The sequence below is a fragment of the Pseudomonas fluorescens genome, assembly GCF_002022275.1.
Taxonomy (GTDB): Bacteria; Pseudomonadota; Gammaproteobacteria; order Pseudomonadales; family Pseudomonadaceae; genus Aquipseudomonas; species Aquipseudomonas fluorescens_AJ.
In genome coordinates this window covers 229,973-254,848 of the sequence record NZ_MSDF01000007.1, presented here as the reverse complement: position 1 = coordinate 254,848, position 24,876 = coordinate 229,973, and the positions used below count along the sequence as shown (strand labels likewise).

The following is a 24,876-nucleotide window of genomic DNA, read 5'->3' as shown; positions in this document are numbered from 1 at the left end:
TTGACTATTAAATATCGGGCTTGTAAACGAAAGGCCTGGGCCCTACAGGTTTTCCAGCGTTTGTAACAACACCCGCACCTTCGTCAGCGACTCCTGATACTCGGCCTCCCACTCCGAGTCCGCGACGATCCCGCCGCCGCCCCAGCAGCACACCTGCCCATCCTTGACCAGCAAGCTGCGGATCGCGATAGAGCTGTCCATCTCGCCGCGCACATCCAGATACACCAGCGAACCGCAGTACAACCCGCGGCGCGTCGGCTCCAGTTCGTCGATGATCTGCATTGCGCGGATCTTCGGCGCACCGGTGATGGAGCCGCCGGGGAAGCTGCCGGCGATCAGGTCGAGGGCGTCTTTGTCGGCGGCCAGCTCACCCGTCACGCTGCTCACTAGGTGGTGAACGTTGGGGTAGCTTTCCAGGCTGAACAGCTCCGGCACTTTGACCGAGCCGGTGCGGCAAGTGCGGCCGAGGTCGTTGCGCAGCAGGTCAACGATCATCAGGTTTTCGGCACGGTCCTTGGGGCTTGCCAGCAGTTGGGCGGCGTTGGCCGCATCTTCTTCGGGCGTCAGGCCACGTGGGCGGGTGCCTTTGATCGGGCGGGTTTCGACCTGGCGCTCGCTGATGCGCACAAAGCGTTCCGGCGACAGGCTAAGCACCGCGCCATCATCCGGCAGGCTCTGGAACCCGGAAAACGGGGTAGGGCAGGCTTCACGCAAGGCGCAATACGCCGCCCACGGATCACCGATGCACGGTGCGCGAAAGCGTTGGGCGAAGTTGACCTGGTAGCAGTCGCCGGCCTGGATGTAATCCTGAATGCGCACGATGGCCTGCCGGTAGGCCTCGGCGGTGAGGTCCGGGGCCATGGGGCCGTGCAGTTTGAAGCTTGCCGGGGTGTCGACAGTTTCACGGCTGAACAATGCAATCAGGCGTTGCCGTTCGCTGTCAGCAAGTGATGGATGGAATACCAGCTGGCTGGTCTGCGCGTGGTGATCGCTGATCAGCGCCCAGGCATAGAGCCCGAAGCGCGCATCCGGCAGGTGTAAATCGTCTACGGCGAGGTGCGGCATGTTTTCCAGATGCCGACCGAAGTCGTAGCTCAGGTAGCCGATCAGCCCGCCGGCAAACGGCAATTCATAGCCAGCCGGCAAACCCGCTTCACCGAGCTGTGTAAGGTTTTGCCGCAAACGCTGCAGGAAATCACTGCCGTTTTCGTCAGGCGCCACCGTCAACGTGGCATTCGGCCACGCGCTCAGCAGGTCATAACGCCCGCGCTCGGCCGCCGGGCGGCCGCTGTCGAGCAGCACCGCGCCGGGGGCGTGGCGAATCGCCGTGAAGTACTCGGCGGGGTTGGCCCTGTAGGGCAGCGGGTGTACGGAACAGGTCGACATGCGAAGCGAATCAGCGGTTGGCTTGGGGGAGGCGATTGTAGTCCCCTGTCGGTTTTGGTCCTAGGGGGGATGTCGGGGATAAGCAGATTGAGGGCTGATCTTGAAGGGGTATTGCTTGCCATCGCAGGAATGTGCCCAAACATTTCCTGCACAAACCTCACCCGCTCTTCCGGCGTTTCCGTCACACCGGCAGCTTTCAATTCCTCCAATCTTGCTTCCACCGCATGTGTGCGCAAGGTCAACCCACAGTCGTTGGCGATCTGAATATTCAGCCCCGGCCGCGCATTCAGTTCGAGAATCAGCGGGCCTTTTTCCTGATCCAGCACCATGTCCACGCCGATATAACCCAACCCGCACAGCTCATAGCAGCCCGCCGCAAGCTTCATGAAACCGTCCCAGTTGGGCAGTTGCACGCCATCCACCGCATTGGTGGTATCGGGGTGTTTGGTGATGATGTTGTTCAGCCAGGTGCCGCGCAGGGTCAGGCCGGTGGCCAGGTCTACGCCCACGCCGATCGCGCCCTGGTGCAGGTTGGCCTTGCCGCCGGACTGCCGGGTCGGCAAACGCAGCATGGCCATCACCGGGTAGCCCATCAGCACGATGATGCGGATGTCCGGCACGCCCTCGTAGCTGATGCTTTTGAAGATCTGGTCGGGCACCACGCGGTATTCGATCAGCGCGCGGTCGCGGTGGCCGCCAAGGGAATACAGGCCGGTGAGGATGCTGGAGATCTGATGCTCGATTTCTTCATGGCTGATGATCTTGCCGGACACCGTGCGGTAGCGCCCTTCAAACCGGTCCGCCACGACGAGAATGCCGTCACCGCCGGCGCCCTGCGCGGGTTTGATCACGAAGTCGCTGCGCCCGCCGATGATCTCGTCGAGCTTGTCGATGCCTTTCTCGGTGGAAATCACCCCGTACATTTCGGGCACATGCAGGCCGGCGGCCAGGGCGCGTTCCTTGGTGATGATCTTGTCATCCACCAGCGGATACAGGCTGCGCTTGTTGTACTTGAGCACGTAGTCGGCGTTTCGCCGGTTGATGCCCATGATCCCCCGCGTTTCCAGGGCCTTCCAGGTCTTCCAGAAGCCGAACATTACTGGTCAGCCTTCAAAAAGGCCTTGAAACGCACCAGTTCGGTCAGGCGGTAGCCGCGATATCGACCCATGGCCAGCATGAAGCCCACCAGAATCAGCAGGACCGCCGGGAAGGTAAACACGAAATAGATCAGCTCCGGCACGCTCATGATGATGTGGGCGAGGGAGGCGGCGAACAGCGTACCGATCGCGACTTTCAGCGCATGGTTGGCGCCGCGTTCTTCCCAGGTAATCGACAGTCGTTCGATGGTCATGGTCAGAATCACCATCGGGAACAGCGCCACCGACAGCCCGCGTTCCAGCCCCAGCTTGTGACTGAACAAGCTGATGGCCGCGATCAGCACCACCACGAAGGTCAGCACCACCGACAGCCTCGGCAACATCTGCAGCTTCAAGTGTTCGAGGTACGACCGCAGGGACAGCCCCAGCGCCGTAATAATGGTGAACAGCACAATCCCGAAGCCCAGCTGCGTCTCGCGGAACGCCAGCGCAATCAGCACCGGCGTAAAAGTGCCCAGCGTTTGCAGGCCGATCAGGTTGCGCAGGATCAGAATCACCAGCACGCCAATCGGGATCATCACCATGATCATGAAGGTCTGCTGGGTTTGCAGCGGCAGGCCGTACAGCGAGTATTCGAGGAAGTTGGCGTCGGTGTTCTCATCTGTCAGCTTGGCCAGGCGAATCGCGTTCATCTCGCTGTTGTTCATACTGAAGGTGACCATGGCTTTCTTGCCGCCATCCACCGTGATCAGGTTTTCATCGCCGGTCCACCACAGCAGGCGGTCAGCCGGCAGGCCCTGTTCACCGGTTTCCGGGTTGAAGTACAGCCAGTCGTTGCCATTGAAGCTGCGCAGCCACAGTTCAGGGGTTTGCGGCTGGTCGGCAACGAGGCGGATGGTGTGGACTTTTTCCACCGGCACGTGGGCGATGGACAGCAGCAACTCGACGATCTTGGCCTTGTGCGGTATCGATGGGTCGCCCGCCAGCAGCAGCTTCACGTTGTCGTCGTTGAGGTTGTTGGTGCGCTTGATGGCTTCGGTAATAAAGGTTTCGACGTCCGCCGAGTGTTGGCGGATCGGCGCGAGCAGGGCTTCGGCGGCGATTTTTTCCGGGCCTTCCACGGCAATGCTGTCGCGGAAGGTCGGGCCTTTGACCTTGACCTTCTCGCCGCTGTAACGCTTGGTCAGCACCAGGCGGTAATACAGGGTCTGGTTGCCCTTGGCGCGGCGCGCCGACCAGGTGACCTTACGGTTGCCGTCAGTGCGGTTGACGCTCACGCCGTAGTTGTTGGAAATGAAACTCTCATTGAGGCTGACAAAGTCGCGGCTCAGAGGCGGCACGAACATCGAGATTTTTACCGGGTCCTTGGGGCTGGCGACGAACTCGACCTTGGCGTCGATGTTCCACAAGTCGTCGGTGGCGTCCTCGGTGACGGGAATGCCCAGCACGAAAATCTGGTAGGCGGTGACCGAAATACCCAGCACCACCAAAATGGTGATGAGGATTCTCAGGTGCAGGGTCAAAGAGCGCATTCGGTTTACTCGGCGGTATGAGCGTCGGTGGCGCAGGCAGGTTTGCCTGCTGCGTATTTAAGACTGGGGTCGACCAGCGCATCAAAGCGTTTCAACGCTTCGGAGCCGATCAGCAGCGGGTATTGGAAAGCGCTACGGTCAGTCAAGTTCACTTCGATGCTGCGTAAAGCGGTGCCCATGCAGATATCCAGCGCGATGACTGGGCGGGCGGTGTAGTTCTTGTCCTCATCGGGGTCGTAGTCACCGGCGCGGCGCTTGATTTTGCTGACGCGGGCCAGAGGGCGTTCGATGGGGTGGGAATGGGCAGTGTCGATGGCCAGATAAAAGCGCACCCAGGATTCGCCGTTGCGCTTGAAGCGCTTGATGTCACGGGCGCTGAGGGATGCGGTCTTGGCGCCGGTGTCGAGTTTGGCGGCGACCTCCAGGTCGATGCCCGCCAGTTTTGCGTATTCGTTCAGGCCATACACGGTCTTCTCGGCGGCAACGCCAAGGCCGGGCAGGAGCAGGCAAATCAATAGAAGGAAGGGCTTGAGTCTCATAAATCCCGAGGCGGTGCAGTGCGATGTGTGATTCAAGGCGACTGGCATTACTGCGCAAGCTCCCTCGTGCGCCGTTTCATCTAGCGATGTCAGGCAAAAGCGGCGGGCATTCTAACATGATGCTTTTCTGGCGCCAGCGCTGGCAGGCGGCCATGCCTCTATTGAGTGCAGGCGAGGTTATTAGACGATTGTCGACAATGTATATTTATTCTTTGACTATCCGAGGCTGATTCGCTAGTTTTTGCGGCATTGCTTTTAAAGGTGTCGACAATATGCTGGATCAAGCGGAAGCCCCGTTGGCTGCCTCGGACGAATCCCAGACGATGTCGGAGAATGTCTTCCGGCGTATCCAGGCCGCCATTGTCAAAGGCGAGATCGCCCCCGGCAGCAAGATCTCCGAGCCGGAACTGGCGCGTACCTACGGCATCAGCCGGGGCCCGCTGCGCGAGGCGATCCACCGGCTGGAAGGCCAGCGCCTGCTGGTGCGCGTGCCCCATGTCGGCGCGCGGGTGGTATCCCTGAGCCACGCCGAGCTGGTCGAACTCTATGAAATCCGCGAATCCCTCGAAGGCATGGCCTGTCGCCTCGCCGCCGAGCGCATGACCGACGCCGAAATCGAAGAACTGCGCCAGGTATTGCACACCCACGAGCGCGACGAAGCCTTCCAGGCGGGCCTCGGCTACTACCAGCAGGAAGGTGACTTCGACTTTCATTACCGGATCATTCAAGGCGCCGGTAACCGTACCCTGACCCAAATGCTCTGCGGCGAGCTGTACCAGTTGGTGCGCATGTACCGCATCCAGTTCTCCGCCACGCCCAATCGCCCACGCCAAGCCTTTGCCGAGCATCACCGCATCCTGGATGCGATTGCCGACCGCGACGGTGAACTGGCCGAATTGTTGATGCGCCGTCACATCGGCGCGTCCAAACGCAACATTGCCCGTCATTTCCCCGGCGGCGCCCCTGAAAGAGGTGAGTCATGAGTTCGAATAATAAAACTACGCCCGGCCAGCGTTTCCGTGACGCCGTCGCCAGCGAGCACCCACTGCAAGTGGTTGGCGCGATCAATGCCAACCACGCGCTGCTGGCTAAGCGCGCCGGGTTCAAGGCGATTTACCTGTCGGGTGGCGGTGTCGCCGCCGGCTCTCTCGGCGTGCCGGATTTGGGCATCACCGGGCTGGATGACGTGCTGACCGACGTGCGCCGCATTACCGACGTGTGCGACCTGCCGCTGCTGGTGGATGTGGACACGGGTTTCGGCTCCTCGGCGTTCAACGTCGCGCGTACCGTCAAGTCGATGATCAAGTTCGGCGCGGCCGCTATCCATATCGAAGACCAGGTCGGCGCCAAGCGCTGCGGTCATCGCCCGAACAAGGAAATCGTGCCGCTGCAGGAAATGGTCGACCGCATCAAGGCCGCTGTGGATGCGCGCACCGATGACAGCTTCGTGATCATGGCACGCACCGACGCGCTGGCCGTTGAAGGTTTGGAGTCGGCGCTGGAACGCGCCGCCGCCTGTATCGAAGCCGGCGCTGACATGGTGTTTCCGGAGGCCATCACTGAGCTTGAGATGTACAAGCTGTTTGCCTCGCGTGTGAAAGCGCCGATCCTGGCCAACATCACCGAGTTCGGTGCCACGCCGCTCTACACCACTGAACAACTGAAATCTGCCGATGTTTCCATCGTGCTGTACCCGCTCTCGGCCTTCCGCGCCATGAACAAGGCCGCCGAGAACGTCTACACCGCGATCCGTCGCGACGGCACCCAGCAGAACGTGATCGACACCATGCAAACGCGCATGGAGCTTTACGACCGCATCGACTACCACACCTTCGAGCAGAAGCTCGACGCGCTGTTTGCTGCGAAAAAATAAAGCCTGCGTATAAATACAAAATTGGAGAAGCACCATGGCTGAAGCAAAAGTACTGAGTGGCGCCGGCCTGCGTGGCCAGGTGGCCGGGCAGACCGCACTGTCCACCGTGGGCCAGGCCGGCGCCGGGCTGACCTATCGCGGTTACGACGTGCGCGAACTGGCCGCCGATGCGCAGTTTGAAGAAGTCGCCTACCTGTTGCTGTACGGCGAGTTGCCGACCAAGGCCGAGCTGGCCGCGTACAGCGCCAAGCTGAGTAAGCTGCGCGACCTGCCGCAAGCGCTGAAAGAAGTGCTCGAACGCATCCCCGCCGACGCCCACCCGATGGACGTGATGCGCACCGGTTGCTCGTTCCTCGGCAACATCGAGCCGGAGAAAGATTTCAGCGCCCAGCACGACGTCACCGACCGCCTGCTCGCGGCTTTCCCGGCGATCATGTGCTACTGGTACCGCTTCAGCCACGACGGCAAAAAGATTGACTGCGTGACTGACGAGCCGAGCATCGGCGGGCACTTTCTGCACCTGCTGCACGGCAAGACGCCGAGCGAGCTGCACGTCAAAGTGATGAACGTCTCGCTGATTCTTTACGCCGAGCATGAATTCAACGCCTCGACCTTCACAGCACGGGTGTGTGCCTCGACCCTGTCGGACCTGTATTCCTGCGTCACCGCCGCCATCGGCTCCCTGCGCGGCCCGCTGCACGGCGGCGCCAACGAAGCAGCGATGGAAATGATCGAGCGTTTCTCGTCCGCAGAGGAAGCCGTCGAAGGCACCCTCGGCATGCTGGCGCGCAAAGACAAGATCATGGGCTTCGGCCACGCGATCTACAAAGACAGCGACCCGCGCAATGAAGTGATCAAGGGCTGGGCGAAAAAGCTGGCCGACGAAGCCGGCGACAAGGTCTTGTTCCCGGTGTCCGAAGCCATCGACAAAACCATGTGGGAACAGAAAAAACTGTTTCCCAATGCCGATTTCTACCATGCCTCGGCGTACCACTTCATGGGCATTCCGACCAAACTGTTCACGCCGATTTTCGTCTGCTCGCGCCTGACCGGCTGGGCCGCGCACGTGTTCGAGCAGCGCGCGAATAACCGCATCATCCGTCCAAGCGCCGAGTACATCGGCGTTGAGCAGCGCAAGTTCGTGCCAATCGAACGTCGCTGAATGGGATGAGCTGAGCACACAGGCACATGTGCTTTTTTGTGGGAGCTGGCTTGCCTGCGATGGCATCCACTCGGTGTACCTGTCACACCGCAGTGATGCCATCGCAGGCAAGCCAGCTCCCACAGAAAGCCAGGCCAGTGTCGACAGCTCGCCCTGTGAACCTACCGTGACCGAGTCCTAACCGATGAACACTGAATTTCGCAAACCGCTCCCCGGCAGCCGCCTGGATTTCTTCGACGCCCGCGCGGCTGTCGAGGCGATCACCCCCGGCGCCTACACCACCTTGCCTTACACCTCTCGCGTGCTCGCCGAAAACCTCGTACGCCGCTGCGACCCGGCTACCCTCAACGCCTCCCTGAGCCAGTTGATCGAGCGCAAACGCGACCTCGATTTTCCGTGGTTCCCGGCCCGCGTGGTGTGCCACGACATCCTCGGCCAGACTGCCTTGGTCGACCTCGCGGGCCTGCGTGACGCCATCGCCCTGCAAGGCGGCGACCCTGCCCAGGTCAACCCGGTAGTGCCGACCCAACTGATCGTCGACCACTCCCTGGCCGTCGAAGCCGGTGGTTTCGACCCGGACGCATTCGAGAAAAACCGCGCCATTGAAGACCGTCGCAACGAAGACCGTTTCCACTTTATCGAGTGGACCAAAAAGGCCTTCAAGAACGTCGACGTGATCCCGCCCGGCAACGGCATCATGCACCAGATCAACCTGGAGAAAATGTCCCCGGTGATCCAGGTGCGCGACGGGGTGGCCTTCCCGGATACCTGCGTCGGCACCGACAGCCACACGCCGCACGTGGACGCGCTGGGCGTGATCGCCATCGGCGTCGGCGGCCTCGAAGCCGAGAGCGTCATGCTCGGCCGCGCGTCGTGGATGCGCCTGCCGGAAAGCGTCGGCGTGGAGCTCACGGGCAAGCTGCAACCGGGCATCACCGCCACCGACATGGTGCTGGCGCTGACCGAGTTTCTGCGCAAGCAAAAAGTCGTCGGCGCGTGGCTGGAGTTTTTCGGCGAGGGCGCATCGGCACTGACCCTGGGCGACCGCGCGACCATCTCCAACATGGCCCCCGAGTACGGCGCCACGGCCGCGATGTTCTACATCGACCAGCAGACCATCGCCTACCTCAAACTCACCGGCCGCGAAGACGAACAAGTCACGTTGGTGGAGCAATACGCTCGCCACACTGGCCTGTGGGCTGACGACTTGAAAGGCGCACAGTATGAGCGCGGCCTGACCTTCGACTTGTCCAGCGTTGTGCGCAACATGGCTGGCCCGAGCAACCCGCATGCTCGTGTCGCCACCAGCGACCTGGCGGCCAAAGGTATCTCTGGCCAGTGGGAGGACGTGCCGGGGCAAATGCCCGACGGCGCGGTGATCATCGCCGCCATCACCAGTTGCACCAACACCAGCAACCCGCGCAACGTGATTGCAGCAGGCCTCTTGGCACGCAATGCCAACAAGCTGGGGCTGGCGCGCAAGCCGTGGGTCAAATCGTCCCTGGCGCCCGGTTCGAAAACCGTGGCGATGTACCTCGATGAAGCGGGCTTGACGGCTGAGCTGGAGCAACTGGGTTTTGGGGTAGTGGCCTTCGCGTGCACCACCTGCAACGGCATGTCCGGCGCGCTGGACCCGGTGATCCAGCAGGAAATCATCGACCGCGACCTGTACGCCACCGCCGTGCTGTCGGGCAACCGCAACTTCGACGGACGCATTCATCCGTACGCCAAGCAAGCGTTCCTGGCCTCGCCGCCTTTGGTGGTGGCTTATGCGATCGCCGGTACCATTCGTTTTGATATCGAAAAGGACGTGCTGGGCCTCGACGCGAACGGCAATGAAATCCGCCTGAAAGACATCTGGCCGAGCGACGAAGAGATCGACGCGGTGGTCAAGGCTTCGGTCAAGCCGGAGCAGTTCCGCAAGGTCTACATTCCGATGTTCGCCATCCATGAAGACACCGGCCCGAAAGTCACGCCGCTGTACGACTGGCGCCCGCAAAGCACCTACATCCGCCGCCCGCCGTACTGGGAAGGCGCGCTGGCCGGGGCGCGGCCGCTCAAGGGCATGCGCCCGTTGGCGGTGCTGCCGGACAACATCACCACCGATCACCTGTCGCCGTCCAACGCGATCATGCTCGACAGCGCCGCCGGTGAATACCTGGCGAAAATGGGCTTGCCGGAAGTCGACTTCAACTCCTACGCCACTCACCGTGGCGACCACCTGACCGCGCAACGCGCAACCTTTGCCAACCCGAAACTGTTCAACGAAATGGTGGTGGAAAACGGCAAGGTCAAGCAGGGTTCCCTGGCGCGCATCGAGCCGGAAGGCCAGGTCACGCGGATGTGGGAAGCCATCGAAACCTACATGGAACGCAAGCAGCCGCTGATCATCATTGCCGGTGCTGACTACGGCCAAGGCTCGTCCCGCGACTGGGCAGCCAAGGGCGTGCGTCTGGCCGGTGTGGAGGCGATTGCCGCCGAAGGTTTTGAGCGCATCCACCGCACCAACCTGGTGGGCATGGGCGTGCTGCCACTGGAATTCTTGCCGGGCACCGACCGTCACACACTGAAGATCGACGGCAGCGAAACCTATGACGTGCTCGGCCAACGCACCCCGCGTGCCACGCTGACACTGGTGATCAACCGCAAAAATGGCGAGCGTGTCGAAGTGCCGGTGACCTGCCGCCTGGACACCGCCGAAGAAGTGTCGATTTACGAGGCGGGCGGCGTGTTGCAACGTTTTGCTCAAGACTTCCTGGAATCGGCGGCGACCGCTTAAGGGGTTAACCATGACACACGCAGCGCAAATCAAGATTCCCGCCACCTACATGCGTGGCGGCACCAGCAAGGGTGTGTTTTTCAGCCTCAGGGACCTGCCCGCATCGGCGCAGGTGCCGGGCGCCGCGCGCGATGCCTTGCTGTTGCGGGTGATCGGCAGCCCCGACCCCTACGACAAGCAGATCGACGGCATGGGCGGCGCGACGTCGAGCACCAGCAAAACCGTGATCCTGGCCAAAAGCACCCGGGCTGATCACGACGTGGACTACCTCTTTGGCCAGGTCTCCATCGACAAGCCGTTCGTGGACTGGAGCGGCAACTGCGGCAACCTGTCGGCAGCGGTGGGTTCGTTCGCCATCAGCGCCGGGTTGATCGATCCGGCCCGCGTCCCACAAAACGGCGTGGCCGTGGTGCGGGTCTGGCAGGCGAATATCGGCAAAACCATCATCGCCCACGTGCCAATCACTGACGGCGCCGTGCAGGAAACCGGTGACTTTGAGCTCGACGGCGTGACCTTTCCGGCCGCCGAAGTGCAACTGGAGTTCATGGACCCGGCGGCGGAAGAAGAGGGCGGCGGCGGCTCGATGTTCCCCACCGGCAACCTGATCGACGACCTGGAAGTGCCGGGTGTCGGCACCTTCAAGGCCACGTTGATCAACGCGGGCATTCCGACGATTTTCATCAACGCCGAAGACCTCGGCTACACCGGCACTGAGCTGCAAAGTGCAATCAACAGCGACCCCAAAGCCCTGGCGATGTTCGAGACCGTGCGGGCCTACGGTGCCTTGCGCATGGGCCTGATCAAACACCTGGACGAAGCCGCCCAGCGTCAGCACACGCCGAAAGTCGCGTTTGTGGCCAAGCCTGCGGATTACGTGGCGTCCAGCGGCAAGGCGATAAAGGCCGGTGACGTGGATTTGCTGGTTCGCGCGCTGTCCATGGGCAAATTGCACCACGCCATGATGGGCACGGCGGCGGTGGCGATTGGCACGGCAGCGGCGATTTCCGGGACTTTGGTCAACCTTGCGGCCGGTGGTGTTGAGCGTAACGCGGTGCGGTTCGGGCATCCGTCCGGCACCCTGCGCGTGGGCGCTGAAGCCAGTCAGGTGAACGGTGAATGGGTGGTAAAAAAAGCCATCATGAGCCGCAGCGCGCGGGTCCTGATGGAAGGCTTCGTGCGCGTGCCCGGCGACGCGTTCTAGAGGCTTGCACCGACCCAATGTGGGAGCGGGCTTGCTCGCGAATGCAGTGTGTCAGTCACCAGATTCATAGCTGACACACCGCATTCGCGAGCAAGCCCACTCCCACAGGTGATTTGTATTTCAAGGCAGACACACAAGATCTGCTCTCCAACAACCGTGAGCCCGAGGACTACCCCACCCACTTTTGGAGTACTGCCATGAGCGCCAACGTCGACCAGAACAACCGCCCCGACTACGACCAGGTTTTGCAGGACATCGCCGATTACGTCCTCACCTACCGGATCGACTCCCAAGCCGCGCTGGACACCGCCCGCAACTGCCTGATGGACACCCTCGGTTGCGGCCTGCTGGCCCTGCGTTTCCCCGAGTGCACCAAGCACCTGGGGCCCATCGTGGAGGGCACGGTCGTACCCTTTGGCGCTCGCGTGCCAGGCACGTCGTTCCGTCTGGATCCGGTCAAGGCTGCGTGGGATATCGGCTGCATCGTGCGCTGGCTCGACTACAACGACACCTGGCTCGCCGCCGAATGGGGCCACCCCTCGGACAACCTCGGCGGTATCCTCGCCGTGGCTGATCACCTCTCGCAAAAACGCGTGGCCAATGGCGATGCGCCGCTGACGGTGCGCGCGGTGCTGGAAGCGATGATCATGGCCCACGAAATCCAGGGCGTGATCGCGTTGGAAAACTCCTTCAACCGTGTAGGCCTTGATCACGTGCTGCTGGTGAAAGTCGCCTCCACGGCCGTTACGGCCAAGCTGATGGGCGCCAATCGCGAGCAACTGCTTGCCGCGCTATCCCATGCGTTTGTCGATGGTCAGGCGTTGCGCACTTACCGCCACGCGCCGAATGCCGGTTCGCGCAAATCCTGGGCGGCGGGGGATGCGTCGAGCCGGGGCGTGCGCCTGGCGGATATCGCGTTACGCGGCGAGATGGGCATTCCTGGCGTGTTGAGCGCGCCGCAGTGGGGCTTCTACGACGTGCTGTTCAGCCACACCAACAAGGATCTGGCGCTCAAGCCCGAGGACAAGCGGGCGTTCAGCCTGTCCCAGTCGTACGGTACCTACGTGATGGAAAACGTGCTGTTCAAGATCAGCTTCCCCGCCGAATTCCACGCGCAAACCGCTTGTGAGGCGGCAGTGACCTTGCATCCGCAGGTCAAGCATCGCCTGCACGAGATCGAGCGCATCGTGATCACCACTCACGAGTCGGCGATTCGCATCATTTCCAAGGTCGGGCAGTTGGCCAATGCCGCCGACCGCGACCATTGCCTGCAATACATGACCGCCGTGCCGCTGGCGTTCGGCAACCTGGTGGCCGAGCAGTACGAAGATGATTTCCACGCCGCGCACCCGATCATTGACGCGCTGCGTGACAAGATGGAAATCGTCGAAGACCCGCGCTACAGCCGCGAATACCTGGAGGCCGACAAGCGCTCCATTGCTAACGCGGTGCAGGTGTTTTTCAAGGACGGCTCCAGCACCGGGCAAGTGGCGGTGGAATACCCGATCGGCCATCGCCGTCGCCGGGCGGATGGCATTCCGTTGCTGGAAGACAAATTCAAGGCCAACCTGGCCACGCGCTTTACCGCGCAGCGCAGTGGGGAGATTTTTGCGTTGTGCAAGGATCAGGCAAAGCTTGAGGCCACTCCGGTGAACCGGTTTGTGGACTTGTTCGTGATCTAACCCGTCGATGTGAAGCTGGCTTTTGTGGGAGCTGGCTTGCCTGCGATGGCATCACCTCGGTTTAACTGAAAGACCGAGTTGCCCGCATCGCAGGCAAGCCAGCTCCCACACAAACCCTGCTCCCACAGTTGTTCGGTGTTGTTCAAGCTGGTTTACATACTGCCTTCCACATCATCCAGGCTGAACGTCTCGGTATGGTCGTCATACGAAAAAATCTCCGCATACCGCCCCCACGCCACCACGCTTTCCAGGGTTTTCTCGACAAAGGCCTCGGTCATCGAGTCTTCCAGTTCCTGCTCGAAACGCACCCTTGGCGCGCGGTGGCCGCTGCGCTCCAGCAGCACCTGATGAATGCGCGCGGCCAGCGGCACATGGCGGATCAAATGCTCGGCGAACAGGGTTTTGCGTTCCTGAGTGCCATAGTCGGCGAACAGCTTGCCAGCGTCGGTGAGGGTGATATCGGCGCCCTTGAGTTCGGCGAAGCCCAAATGCTCGAGCATTTCGGCTACCGGAAACAGATCATCGACCTCCAGCAAGCGCCGTTCAGCCACGGTGGGCAGACCGGCGTGGCCGTTGTAAGGCTCGGCGGCGAGGGTTTCGATCAGACCGGCCATCAGGTTGGTGGACACTTCCGGCAACAGGCTGCCCATTTTCAGCTCGGGCAAGCCACGGCTGGCATCGGCGCTGCGCCGGTCGGTCATCAGCGCGTAGATGTCATCGACCATCTGCCGGAACGTCGGGTCGAGGCGATTGCGCGGGTGGGCAAATGGCACCTTGATCTCGGCGACCACGCGGCCGGGGTTGGACGACAGCACCAGAATGCGGTCGCACATCAACACGGCTTCTTCGATGTTGTGGGTCACGATCAGGATCGACTTGATCGGCAGCTGCTTGCCGCTCCACAAATCCAGCAGGTCGGTGCGCAGGGTTTCGGCGGTGAGTACGTCCAGTGCAGAGAAGGGCTCGTCCATCAACAACAGCGTCGGGTTGACCACCAAGCCACGGGCGAAGCCCACGCGCTGGCGCATGCCACCGGACAATTCGCGGGGGTAGGCGTTTTCGAAACCGTCGAGGCCGATCAGGTCGATGGCCGCCAGCGCGCGTCGGCGGGTTTCCTTGCGCTCGACCTGCAAGGCTTGCAGGCCGGCTTCGACGTTTTCCAGCACGGTCAGCCACGGGAATAGGGCGAAGGTCTGGAACACCATGGCCACGCCTTCGGCCGGACCATTGAGCGGTTTGCCCCGATAACGTACATCGCCCGACGAGGGCTGGATCAGCCCGGCGATGATGCGCAGCAACGTAGACTTGCCGGAGCCGGAGCGGCCGAGCATGCCCACGATCTCGCCTTCGTGCAGGCTCAGGTCCACGCCGCTGAGTACTTGCAGCTCGTCTTTGCCTTTGCCGAACACCCGGTTCACGTTTTTCAGCGAGTAAATTTCCGGGGTGTCGACAGTGTGTTCAGTAGAGGTAGTCATCACGGCGAATCCCGTCAATTCAAACGAAGTTTGTTTTCAGCGATGGCGTACATCGGCCGCCAGACCGCACGGTTGAAGGCCACCACAAAGATCGACATCACCACCACGCCCAGGGCGATTTTCGGGAAGTCGCCGGCGGCGGTGGTTTGGGCGATGTAGGCGCCCAGCCCGTGGGCGACCACGTTGTCCTGGCCCCACGACACATACTCGGACACGATGCTGGCGTTCCACGCACCGCCCGACGCGGTAATCGCGCCGGTCACGTAGTAAGGGAAAATCCCCGGCAACATCACTTTGCGCCACCACAGCCAGCCGCGAATGCGGAAGTTGGCGGCGGCTTCCTTGAAGTCATTCGGGAACGCGCTGGCCCCGGCGATCACGTTGAACAGGATGTACCACTGGGTGCCCAGCACGATCAGCGGGCTCAGCCAGATGTCCGGGTTGAGGTTGTAGTGCAGGATCACAATCACAAACACCGGGAACAGCAGGTTCGCCGGGAAGGCCGCAAGAAACTGCGCCAGTGGCTGGATCTTTTCCGCCAGGCGCGGGCGCAGGCCGATCATCACACCCAACGGCACCCAGATCAGCGAAGCGATCAGGATCAGCCCGGCCACCCGCAGCAGTGTGATCAGGCCCAACACAAACACATGGCCGACTTCGGCGAAGGTCACTTCGGTGCCGACGTACAACACAATGTGATACAGCGCGTAGGCGGCCATCAGCGCGATCACCGTGCCCCAGACAAGATCGATCACTTTCGAGGCTGCCGGGGTTTCTGCCGGCAACGCTCTGAACGCACCGCTTCCAAAGCTGAAACGTTTGTTACCGATACGGCTGATGGCGCGGGTAATCGGACGCAGAATGCGCTGCACGATGCGCGTGCGCTGGATCAGGTTCAGCAGCCAGGATTGCGGCGCTGCGCCCTGTGAGGCGGTGGTTTCCATACGGAACTTGTCGGCCCAGGCCACCAGCGGGCGGAACAGGAACTGGTCGTACATCAGGATCACCGCGACCATGGCGAGGATCACATAACCCACGGCGTGCAGGTCTTTCTGCGCGATGGCCAGGGCGAGGTATGAACCCACGCCGGGCAGGGTGATGGTCTTGTCGCCGACGGTAATGGCTTCGGAGGCGACCACGAAAAACCAGCCGCCGGACATGCTCATCATCATGTTCCAGACCAGCCCGGGCATGGCGAACGGCACATCGAGCTTCCAGAACTTCTGCCAGCCGGAAAGCCGCAGGTTGGTCGACACTTCCACCAGGTCGTGGGGCAGCATGCGCAGCGACTGGTAGAAGCTGAACGTCATGTTCCAGGCCTGGCTGGTGAAGATCGCAAAGATCGCCGCGAACTCGGCACCCAGCACCCGGCCGGGGAACAGCAGCAGGAAGAAGGTCACGGTAAACGAGATGTAGCCCAGCACCGGCACCGATTGCAGGATGTCGAGCACCGGCACCAAGAGCTTTTCAGCGCGCCGGCTTTTGGCGGCCAGCGTGCCGTACAAAAAGGTGAAGACCAGCGCCGCAACCATCGCTGCGAGCATGCGCAAGGTTGTGCGCATCGCGTACTCCGGCAGGTTGGCCGGGTCCAGCGAGATTACTTCGCTTTGCAAGGTGGCGATGGGGGCCCAGGTTTCCCGAGCAGTGATGGAGAAAAACAGCAGAAAGCCGATGACCAGGGGCAGGGCGACCAAATCCCAGCGGTTGGGCAGCAAACGCAATGTGGACGCCGGCAGGTAGTCACGAAACACTTTGTTCATAGGCAGTCAGTCCTGCGGCAATCAGGTTCGCAAAGGCGTGGTGGGTGTGAGCTTAGCTTCTCTACAAGCACCCACCGAGAAGGGGCTGGCGCTCTTTCTCCATGAGTCAGGGGCAGCGCATCTGGGGGCGATGGGCTGTTGGCGGAATTGTACGTTTCTAAATGTTACAGGCGCATAAATTTGCTGTCAGTTTCCTGTACGAAACGCGGCTTGGGCCCTGAACCCCCCGGCAGACCCTGCAGTTTTCAGGTGACGATACATTTGGCCACTCATGTGCCCACCGCCCAGGGAACCTCCTTCAGATAAATGCCAATCAGGTAACCAGATGACTTGCCGTTGCAGGTCTTTCGCTTATCGCCAATCAAGAATTGACTATCCGAGCCTGAAAGGTGCCCCATGACCAGCGTAAACACTCAGCCACAAACGCCTTACACCGCGAGCTATGACGCGGGCCAAAACCCGGCCCGTTCCCCCGAGGTAAACAACGCCGATACCTCTGCAAGCGCAGATACACACGCCAACTCCGCACCTCCCAAGCCCCCGATGACCCCGGAGCAGCGCGGTCAGTTTTCCAGCCATGGCAACCTCGTCAATCAGTCGCCGTCGCAACAGGCTGACGCAAAGCGCGAGTTGAGGGAGTTGGCGACCAAAAATAATCAGCTTCTCAGCGAGTACAAAGCGCTTCTCTCCGAGTGCAAGGCGAAGATTGCAGCACTTCAGAAAGAGCTGGCCGGGCTGAGTCAGCAGCTCGATGCATCAGGCGCAGGTACCGATAAAAACGCTATCGCCCCTGACACCCAGCCACAGAGCCGCGTCAATGAGCAAAAGGCTGCGCCGCCGACCACTGAGCCTGCCCGGCAACCTGAGCTTGACGAGGCTGACGAGCTTAACAATGAGTTGCGCCAGGACATCAATGACCTCATTCGCACGATCATTGAGTCATTTGCACAGCTGAAAAAGGAGCTCGAAAAGGTGCTTCAGCAAGTCAAGGCCATGAACAAGCCTGAATCCCACACTTCTCATGAGCAGGACCCTGTGCAGCCAGCAACATCGGCACCGCACACAGATGAACAGTCGACCTTTACAAGTGAGTCTTCAGGGCAGAACACACCGACAGCGGATGACTACAGGAACAACAACACTGAGCTTGAGGAGGCGATTGCGAGCACCAAGACACAATTCAATACTCAAATTTCAGAGCTTGAAAAGTCCATTGAGGATGTGAAAGCACAAATCAACAAGCGAAAACAGTAACGCTCAGCCTCGCCCCGGCAAGTGTGGGCATTCGCGCCCACGCTTTGCCGTATCTGCTCTCTCTAGCCCTCGAATCGCAGAATCACCCGACGGTTATGCTTGCTCTTCTTCTCGATCTTCTCGCAGAACACCCGGCCGATTTCCTCGGTGTTGATCACGTGGGTGCCGCCACAGGGCTGGATGTCGATTCCGCTGATTTCAATCACCCGCACCGAACCCTGGATCACCGGTGGTGCGACGGCCTGGGTGCGGGTGATCTGCAGCAGGGTCGAATACTCCGAAGCGGGCATCGACAGGGTTTTCACGGCGTGAGCCTGTTCGATGAGGGCGTTCAGGTCACGGGTGATGGTGTCTTTGTCGAGGGTCATTTCCGGCAGGTCGAAATCCAGCCGGCCTTTGTCGGCGCCTATGCTGCACCCGGTCACAGGTGCATCGATGATCGAGCACAACAAGTGCAGGCAGGTGTGCATCTTCATGTGCTGGTAGCGGCGCTCCCAATCCAGGCCCGCGTCCACCTGCACGCCGGCAGTCAATTGTTCGGGGCAGTGTTCAACCTGATGCCAGATGATTGAGCGCAACACCGGGTCGCGCACGGTGCCGGTCACCTCGACTCGCGTTCCATCCGCCAGCGTGAGGTGCCCGGTGTCACCCGGCTGCCCGCCGCCGGTGGGATAGAACAGCGTGTGCTCCAGGGCGATGCCGTGTTCGCTGACGGCAATCACCCGGGCGCTGAAGGCGTTCTGGTAGGGCGCGCTGTCAAACAGCGCCAGGGTTTCCATGGTGTGCACAGACATCTTCAACCTCCGACAATCAGTGGGCTGGCTTGCAACAGGTGACGCACCATTGCACTCAAACCAGGGGGGGAGAGCAGGGTAATTTCAAATTCCGGTCCGCTGACTTTCAGGTTCAGCGGCAGGCGCGGCAGGTGCTCGCTGACCTCCAGGCGCCGCAGGCGAAATTGCAGGTGGTGACGTTCCTTGACCGTGGGTTCCAGCATCAAGCCCTGCAAGGGATGAAAGTCGGCATCCAGCACAGTGACCTTGTGGCTGGCATTGACCTCACCGACCACATGCAAGCGTTCATCCAGGGCAAAGGCGCCGAGGTAGTTGCTGTGGTCGGATTCGGTGTTTTTCTGTAATTGAATCTGGTTGACCACTTTGACCTTTGTGCCGGCCGGAACGTCTTGAGTGATCACACACGATGGGCTGATGAACACGTTGTCGCCGATCAGCACGTAACCCAGCACACGCGCACCGGCGCCGACCTCGACATTGTTGCCCAGCCGCGGGTGGCGCTTGCCGTCCGGGTTGTTGGCGATGCCCCGGGCGCCGAGGGTCACGCCGCAGAGGATGTAGCAGTCGTTGCCGATTTCGCAGGTTTCGCCGATCACCGTGCCGTAGCCGTGGTCCAGCACAAAGCGCCGGCCGATGCGCGCCGCCGGGTGAATTTCGGCGCCGGAAAGGATCTTGCCCTGGTTGCTGAGCTTGAGGGCCATGCGCGAAAACACGCCGTTGGTCTGGTCGGGGAAGTTCCACACCAGGTGTGCAAGGCGATAGAACAATACCGCCTTGAACGAGGCGTAGGACTCGAGGATCAATTCCCCACGGCCACGGGATGCCGGGTCGCGGTAGGCATAGGCAATCAAATCTTCGGCGACGGCTTGGGCGGCGTTCTGAATCAGCGGTGCCAGGTGCGGTTCCAGCTGCTTCATTTGCGCAGGCGTCAGGGTCTTGATGAGGTGGGTGATCAGCTCATCGTGCAACTGTTGCATGTCGATAAAGCCCCCCATGGAGGCACCCCCGCAATCTGGTTGGTGGGAAAACCGGTTATTCGAAACTGGGCAGGTAGCTGTCAGCATTGTCGTAGACCATGGTCAACACCACCGTTTCGGGCGGCAGTTCGGGGGCAAGTTGAGCGATGGCGACCATGTTGGCGGCAGATGACAAGCCCAGGCTGATGGCGTCGGTGCGCATGATGCGTTTCATCATGTCGATGCACGCTTGGCGGGACACCTTGAGCATGCCGTCCAGCACGTCCACGTTGAGAATGCTCGGGATCAGGCCAATCGACAGGCCCTGGATGTGGTGCGGCGCGTGCCGGTCTTTCAGCAGGTCGCACTCCTCCGGCTCCACGCCCATCACGCGCAGAGCGGGCCATGCGGCTTTCAGGGTTTCGCCAATGCCGGTGATATGCCCACCCGTGCCGATGCCGCTGACGAAATAGTCCACGTGCTGCGCACCGAAGGCGCGCAGGATTTCCGGCGCGGTGGTGTCGCGGTGGGTCTGCGGGTTGGCGCCGTTACGCTGCTGGTTGAGCATCACGTAATTGGGGTTTTCCAGCTGCAGTTCCATGCACTTTTCGCCATGGGAATTGTTGCCCAGGCGGCTGTCCGACAGCACCACCCTGGCGCCGTACAGGCGCAGCAGTTTCTGTTTCTCGGGGCTGTAATTGTCGGGGATCACCAGCACTACTTTGTAGCCCAGCACATTGCCGGCCATCACCAGGCCGATGCCGGTGTTGCCGCCGCTGGGTTCGATGATGGTTTGCCCGGAATCGCGGATCAGCACACCCCGGCGTTCGGCGTCGAGGATCATGCCCAGGGCGATGCGCGCCTTGTGACTGCCGCCGGGGTTGAGGGATTCAAGCTTGGCGTAGACCTCGATGCCGAGGTCTTCGGAAAACTGCGCCAGGCGCACGATCGGCGTTTGGCCGATCACGTCGAGAATGGAGTTATGCAACATCAGTCAGCCCCCGACTCAATACAACGGCATGTCGGGTTCGACGTCGCGAACCCAGTGTTTCATGCCGCCCTGCAAGACCTTGGTGTTGGCAAACCCAGCGGCCAACAGCGTGCTGGCGGCTTGCTCGGCGCGAGTGCCGGCGTAGCAGATCAGGTAGTGGGTGTTGTCGCGGCTGAGGCGGTCGAGTTGCCCATCCAGCTCGGCGAGGGGGATATGCACCACGCCCGGCAATTTGCACACCTCCAGCTCGCTGGCGTCGCGTACATCCAGCAGCACGTCGGCGCTGCGGTGATGGTCGAGCACTTGCTTGAGTACACGTGGCTTGATGTAGCGCTCTTCGGCGAGGGACGGTTGGCTGGGGACGGCATCTGCACAGACTGTCGGGGCCAGGGTTTCACTGTGACGCAGCTCGGAGCAGCAAGGGCAGTCGGCGCGGCGTTTGAAACGGATTTCGCTGAACCTCATCGCCAGTGCGTCAAAGCGCATCAAGCGCCCGGACAAGGGTTCGCCAATGCCGATCAGCAGTTTTATGGCTTCGGTGGCCTGGATCATCCCGACCACGCCCGGCAGTACGCCGATCACGCCGCCCGCGCTGCAGTTGGGTGCAAGTTCAGCCGGCGGTGGTGAGGGGAACAGGCAGCGGTAGCAGGGCCCGCCTTTATAGTTGAGGACGCTGATTTGCCCGTCGAAACGGTAGATGGCGCCGTAGACCAACGGTTTGCCGAGTTGCACGCAGGCGTCGTTGACCAGGTAGCGCGTGTCGAAATTGTCGGTGCCGTCGATCACCAGGTCGTAGGCGCCCACCAGTTCCAGGGCGTTGTCGGCGTTCAGGGCGGTGTCGTGGGCATTGATCTGGATATGGCTGTTCAGATCCTGCAGGCGTCTCTTGGCGGACTCGACTTTCGGCATGCCCAGCGTGCTGTTGCCATGCACGATCTGGCGTTGCAGGTTGCTGCTTTCCACTACGTCAAAATCCACCAGACCGAGGGTGCCGATGCCGGCTGCCGCGAGGTAAAGGCTGATGGGCGAGCCGAGGCCGCCGGTGCCGATGATCAGCACTTTGGCTTTCTTCAGGTTCAATTGGCCTTCGCGGCCAACGCCGGGCAGGGTGATGTGGCGTACGTAGCGTTGTACTTCCTCGTTGCTCAGGGCGTCCACGTCCATACCGCCGGAGGTGGCGAGCAGTACTTCAATTTTGGCTTTTTCCGGTAGCGGCTCATCGGCGCCGATCAGTTCTTCTTCGGCGGTGAACAGGAAATGCTCCTTGAGCTGGTTGTTCTTTTCGTGGAACAGGTGCGGGCGCAATTGCGGGTGGCTGCTACAGAGGTTTTCAATGACTTCGCGCAATGTCGATCCGGTGCCCTCAAGGGTCGATTCCGGCAGCTTGGCGACGCGAACCAGAATGTCAGGGAAAGAGACAGCGTTCATGGACAACTCCGTGTGCAGGTCGTTGATAGGGTTAAGGGCGAACTGTTTGCCGTCCCAGGCGAACAGTTTTGAACCCAGGGCCTGGCCTTGACGAACATCGACCACCAGGTAGCTGACGGGGTAGATCGGCTCGCCCAGGAACAGCGCCTTGTCCTGGTCTTCGTCACTGAAATAGGCACCGACATCCGGGTGGGAGTGGTAGATCACCACCACCGGGTTGTCACTGCGAAACGCCTTGTTCATCAACAGCGTATCGGCCACTGAAAAGGTGTAGCCATTGGCCGCGCTGCGCGGGTAGATCTCGGGGTTCTTGCGGTGCAGCTCGTTCTGGATATTGCTGCCCAGGTACACACTGCCGTCGGCGAAGACAAAACCACAGCACTCCTCGGGATAGCTGCGGCTGGCGTGGGCGTAGATCTGTTCCAGGGCTTCGGGGCGGAGGACTTCCATGTTGCTCTCGCGTGGCTGATGTCGTTGGGTTGGGAGGGTCAATTTTTCTTGGCCAGGAGCTTTTCAATCGGCAACTTGGTGATCGCAAAGCCGGCCAGCAGGATGGCCGAGTAGAGCATCAGGTCGCGGGAAAGCGTCACGCCTTCGTACCAGGCACCGATGATCACTGCGAACACCGGGAAGATGATGAACACGAACGACAGAATGATCGGGCTCAAGCGCTTGAGCAGCATGAAATACACGATAAACCCGCCCACGGACGCCACCAGCCCCAGGTAAAACAGCGCGCTCCACGAGCGCAGCGTGATGTTTTCGAAGGCCGGCGTTTCAAACCACAGGCCGGCCACGAACAGCATCAGCCCGGCAATGCCGATGGGCAGGGTGTTGTAGGTGATGACGCTGATGGCGCTGCCTTTTTGCTTGGTAATCACGTAGCACAAGGCATGCATGATCGCGGCGGTCAGAATCGCCAGCACCCCGAAGAACTCGGCGTGGTCCAGGTGCAGGCCCTGGCTCTTGATGATCATGTAGAGGCTGCCGAAACCGATGCCGATGCCGACCACTTGGGAGAAGTAGATGCGCTCACGCAGGAACAGCGCGGAGAAAATCAAGATGAACACCGGCATGCAGCTGAACAGCAGTGCAGTAAGGCCGGACGACACATGCATCTCGCCGTAGTTGAGCAGGTAATACGGAACGCTGAAGTAGGAAAGCGTCACGAAGACGAAGAACCAGCGGCTTTCGCGCGGAAACAGAATCGGCTCGCGGCGCACGAAGGCGAAACACAGGAACAGCGGGAAGGCGATCAGAAAGCGCAGGCCTGCGGACGTCAGCGGCGGCACGCTCTCCACGGCAATCTTGATGCCCAGCCACGTAGTCCCCCAACTCAGGCACACGATAAGGAACATCACGCTGGTGACCAGCCCGGCCAACCACTGCTTCTGAGTTTTTGTTTTTGTTGTGTTTTCGAGAACGGCGGACATTGGCATCGTTTATTGCTTCCCTGAGCCGGAATTGAACTCTATATTGACTGTGTATTAAGTTGTTTCATCCGGTGATTGAACCCGTAAAAGCACACTATTAGGGCCAAAGATGACTGTCAAAACAAATATTGACATGGTGTCAATTATGCGTGAGGGGTTGTCCAACGGGCAGGGCGTGAAGTACAAGCGCCTGTCCGATGTCATGGAACGGGGCATCCTTGAAGGCTTGATTGAACCGGGAAGAAAACTGCCGCCCCATCGGGTGCTTTCCGACAATCTGGGTGTAACCATCGGCACTATCAGCCGGGCCTACGGCGAGCTCGAACGCCTGGGGCTGGTGGTGGCGCGGGTGGGTGACGGCACCTTCGTGCGCAAGCGTGGGATGGAGCGTCAGCGCGATGAGGGCTTTCGCAATTTCAGCGAAGAGCCGCGCCAATACTTCGACATGAGCCGCAACATGCATATTCCCGGGCAGGAGACCGTGTTTCTCGCCCAGAGCTTCCAGACCCTGTCGACCAACGCCAAGTTTCTGCAGGACATCAGCGCCTACACCCCGGACGCCGGTTTGCCGCGCTACCGTGAAGCCGGAGCGCAGTGGCTGGTGCAGCGCGATTTCCACCCGATTCCCGAGCAGGTCATCTGCGTCAATGGCGGCCAGCATGGCTTGCTGTGCGCAATGATGGCGCTGCTGCGCGCGGGCGATACGGTGGTCACCGAACAAATGACCTACCCTGGGCTGATCACCGCCGCGCGCATGCTCGGTGTGCGGTTGATTGGCCTGGAGATGGATGAGGAGGGCGTGCTGCCGGGCGCGCTGGATGAAGTCTGTCGAAATCACCGGGTTTCGGCGTTGTACTGCACCCCGACTATCCAGAACCCGACCACGGCCGTACTCTCGGTTGCGCGCCGCGAAGCCTTGGCCAAAGTGTGTCGCGAACACAATTTGCTGATTCTTGAGGACGAAGCCCACGGCGTGTTGGTCGAAGACCGGCCGCCGCCCCTCAGTTATTTCGCCCCTGAACGTACGATTTTGATCAGCAGCCTGAGCAAGGCAGTGTCGGCCGGCTTGCGTGTGGGTTATGTGCACGCGCCGCCGGCGCTGGTCAGCCGTATTTCAGCAGCGTTGCGTTCAACCTGCTGGATGGCCACGCCGGTCACCCTGGAATTGGCGACGCAGTGGATTGAAAACGGCACGGCGGAATACCTGCTGCGTCAGCAGATCAACGAGATCAGTCGGCGAAAAGCCCTGGTGCGTGACCTGTTGGGCGGGCTGGAATACCGTACTCATCTGAACAGTCCGCACTTCTGGATTGAAGTGCCGGAGCCATGGCGCGCGTCGGAAATCGAGGCTGAGCTCAGGCAGAATAATTACCTGATCGCCACCGCTGAAGCGTTTGCCGTTGGGCAGACGGCGGTGCCGCAGTTTATTCGGGCGAGTATTTGTAATACGTCGGGGGATGATCAGTTGTTGAAGGAGGGGTTTGATGCGTTGGCCACCGCCTTGGGGCAGGGTGGCGGCAGGTTTCATCTGTAG

General features: G+C 60.9%; 18 protein-coding genes and 1 pseudogene. 8 read left to right on the top strand and 11 right to left on the bottom strand.

Annotated elements, in window-relative coordinates:
• Positions 1–42: 42 nt before the first annotated feature.
• The 4 genes and pseudogenes from pabB to rloA form a co-directional block, all read right to left on the bottom strand.
• Positions 43–1,386: an aminodeoxychorismate synthase component I gene (gene pabB, locus BFW87_RS03460; RefSeq protein WP_078738579.1), complete on the bottom strand. Its 1,344-nt coding sequence runs from the start codon at positions 1,384–1,386 to the stop codon at positions 43–45.
• 128 nt (positions 1,387–1,514) lie between these two features.
• A pseudogene (locus tag BFW87_RS03455) lies at positions 1,515–2,483 on the bottom strand (alpha-L-glutamate ligase-like protein); the annotation flags it as partial.
• Positions 2,483–4,015: an osmotic stress tolerance membrane protein RloB gene (gene rloB, locus BFW87_RS03450; protein ID WP_078738578.1), complete on the bottom strand. Its 1,533-nt coding sequence runs from the start codon at positions 4,013–4,015 to the stop codon at positions 2,483–2,485. The gene rloB and the pseudogene BFW87_RS03455, both read right to left, overlap by 1 nt.
• Before the next feature lie 5 nt (positions 4,016–4,020).
• Positions 4,021–4,554 carry a retropepsin-like aspartic peptidase RloA gene (gene rloA, locus BFW87_RS03445; RefSeq protein ID WP_078738577.1) on the bottom strand — a complete coding sequence of 178 codons (534 nt, stop codon included), beginning with the start codon at positions 4,552–4,554 and terminating at the stop codon, positions 4,021–4,023.
• A 272-nt stretch (positions 4,555–4,826) separates the two neighbouring features.
• Between rloA and BFW87_RS03440 the strand changes: the two genes are divergently transcribed.
• The 6 genes from BFW87_RS03440 (at position 4,827) to prpD (ending at position 13,251) form a co-directional block, all read left to right on the top strand.
• On the top strand, positions 4,827–5,537 hold the full coding sequence (locus BFW87_RS03440; RefSeq protein WP_078738576.1) for a GntR family transcriptional regulator: 711 nt from the start codon (positions 4,827–4,829) through the stop codon (positions 5,535–5,537).
• The gene (gene prpB, locus BFW87_RS03435; protein WP_078738575.1) at positions 5,534–6,427 is read left to right on the top strand and encodes a methylisocitrate lyase; all 894 of its coding nucleotides are present in this window, start codon (positions 5,534–5,536) and stop codon (positions 6,425–6,427) included. The genes BFW87_RS03440 and prpB overlap by 4 nt, the downstream gene beginning before the upstream one ends.
• A 34-nt stretch (positions 6,428–6,461) precedes the next feature.
• Positions 6,462–7,589, top strand: coding sequence for a bifunctional 2-methylcitrate synthase/citrate synthase (gene prpC / locus BFW87_RS03430; RefSeq protein ID WP_078738574.1), 1,128 nt, complete (start codon positions 6,462–6,464; stop codon positions 7,587–7,589).
• Positions 7,590–7,773: 184 nt separating this feature from the next.
• Positions 7,774–10,368, top strand: coding sequence for a Fe/S-dependent 2-methylisocitrate dehydratase AcnD (gene acnD / locus BFW87_RS03425; RefSeq protein ID WP_078738573.1), 2,595 nt, complete (start codon positions 7,774–7,776; stop codon positions 10,366–10,368).
• A 10-nt stretch (positions 10,369–10,378) separates the two neighbouring features.
• The gene (prpF, locus tag BFW87_RS03420; RefSeq protein WP_078738572.1) at positions 10,379–11,569 is read left to right on the top strand and encodes a 2-methylaconitate cis-trans isomerase PrpF; all 1,191 of its coding nucleotides are present in this window, start codon (positions 10,379–10,381) and stop codon (positions 11,567–11,569) included.
• A gap of 197 nt (positions 11,570–11,766) precedes the next feature.
• Positions 11,767–13,251 carry a 2-methylcitrate dehydratase gene (prpD, locus tag BFW87_RS03415; RefSeq protein ID WP_078738571.1) on the top strand — a complete coding sequence of 495 codons (1,485 nt, stop codon included), beginning with the start codon at positions 11,767–11,769 and terminating at the stop codon, positions 13,249–13,251.
• 152 nt (positions 13,252–13,403) lie between these two features.
• Here prpD and BFW87_RS03410 read toward each other — a convergent pair whose 3' ends face one another.
• Both BFW87_RS03410 and BFW87_RS03405 read right to left on the bottom strand, forming a co-directional pair.
• Positions 13,404–14,726 (bottom strand): ABC transporter ATP-binding protein, encoded by a 1,323-nt coding sequence (locus BFW87_RS03410; RefSeq protein ID WP_078738570.1) that lies wholly within the window; start codon positions 14,724–14,726, stop codon positions 13,404–13,406.
• Positions 14,727–14,740: 14 nt separating this feature from the next.
• Positions 14,741–16,486 (bottom strand): ABC transporter permease, encoded by a 1,746-nt coding sequence (locus tag BFW87_RS03405; protein ID WP_078738569.1) that lies wholly within the window; start codon positions 16,484–16,486, stop codon positions 14,741–14,743.
• Between the two features lie 396 nt (positions 16,487–16,882).
• On the opposite strand from BFW87_RS03405, the gene BFW87_RS03400 reads away from it, so the two are divergent.
• Positions 16,883–17,740, top strand: a complete 858-nt coding sequence (locus BFW87_RS03400; RefSeq protein ID WP_078738568.1) for a hypothetical protein — start codon at positions 16,883–16,885, stop codon at positions 17,738–17,740.
• A 62-nt stretch (positions 17,741–17,802) separates the two neighbouring features.
• Here BFW87_RS03400 and BFW87_RS03395 read toward each other — a convergent pair whose 3' ends face one another.
• Genes BFW87_RS03395 through BFW87_RS03375 form a run of 5 tightly spaced genes read right to left on the bottom strand, consistent with a single transcriptional unit; the run spans position 17,803 to position 23,291 of the window.
• A complete protein-coding gene (locus tag BFW87_RS03395; protein ID WP_078738567.1) occupies positions 17,803–18,534 on the bottom strand; it encodes an alanyl-tRNA editing protein in 732 nt (243 codons plus the stop codon).
• Positions 18,535–18,536: 2 nt separating this feature from the next.
• Positions 18,537–19,529 carry a serine O-acetyltransferase gene (locus BFW87_RS03390; RefSeq protein ID WP_078738566.1) on the bottom strand — a complete coding sequence of 331 codons (993 nt, stop codon included), beginning with the start codon at positions 19,527–19,529 and terminating at the stop codon, positions 18,537–18,539.
• A gap of 37 nt (positions 19,530–19,566) precedes the next feature.
• Positions 19,567–20,481, bottom strand: a complete 915-nt coding sequence (locus BFW87_RS03385; protein ID WP_078738565.1) for a PLP-dependent cysteine synthase family protein — start codon at positions 20,479–20,481, stop codon at positions 19,567–19,569.
• 15 nt (positions 20,482–20,496) lie between these two features.
• Positions 20,497–22,359, bottom strand: coding sequence for a molybdopterin-synthase adenylyltransferase MoeB (gene moeB, locus BFW87_RS03380; protein WP_078738564.1), 1,863 nt, complete (start codon positions 22,357–22,359; stop codon positions 20,497–20,499).
• Between the two features lie 38 nt (positions 22,360–22,397).
• Positions 22,398–23,291 (bottom strand): DMT family transporter, encoded by an 894-nt coding sequence (locus BFW87_RS03375; protein WP_176159702.1) that lies wholly within the window; start codon positions 23,289–23,291, stop codon positions 22,398–22,400.
• Between the two features lie 160 nt (positions 23,292–23,451).
• Here BFW87_RS03375 and BFW87_RS03370 point away from each other — a divergent pair, with 160 nt between their 5' ends.
• Positions 23,452–24,876 (top strand): PLP-dependent aminotransferase family protein, encoded by a 1,425-nt coding sequence (locus BFW87_RS03370; protein WP_078738562.1) that lies wholly within the window; start codon positions 23,452–23,454, stop codon positions 24,874–24,876.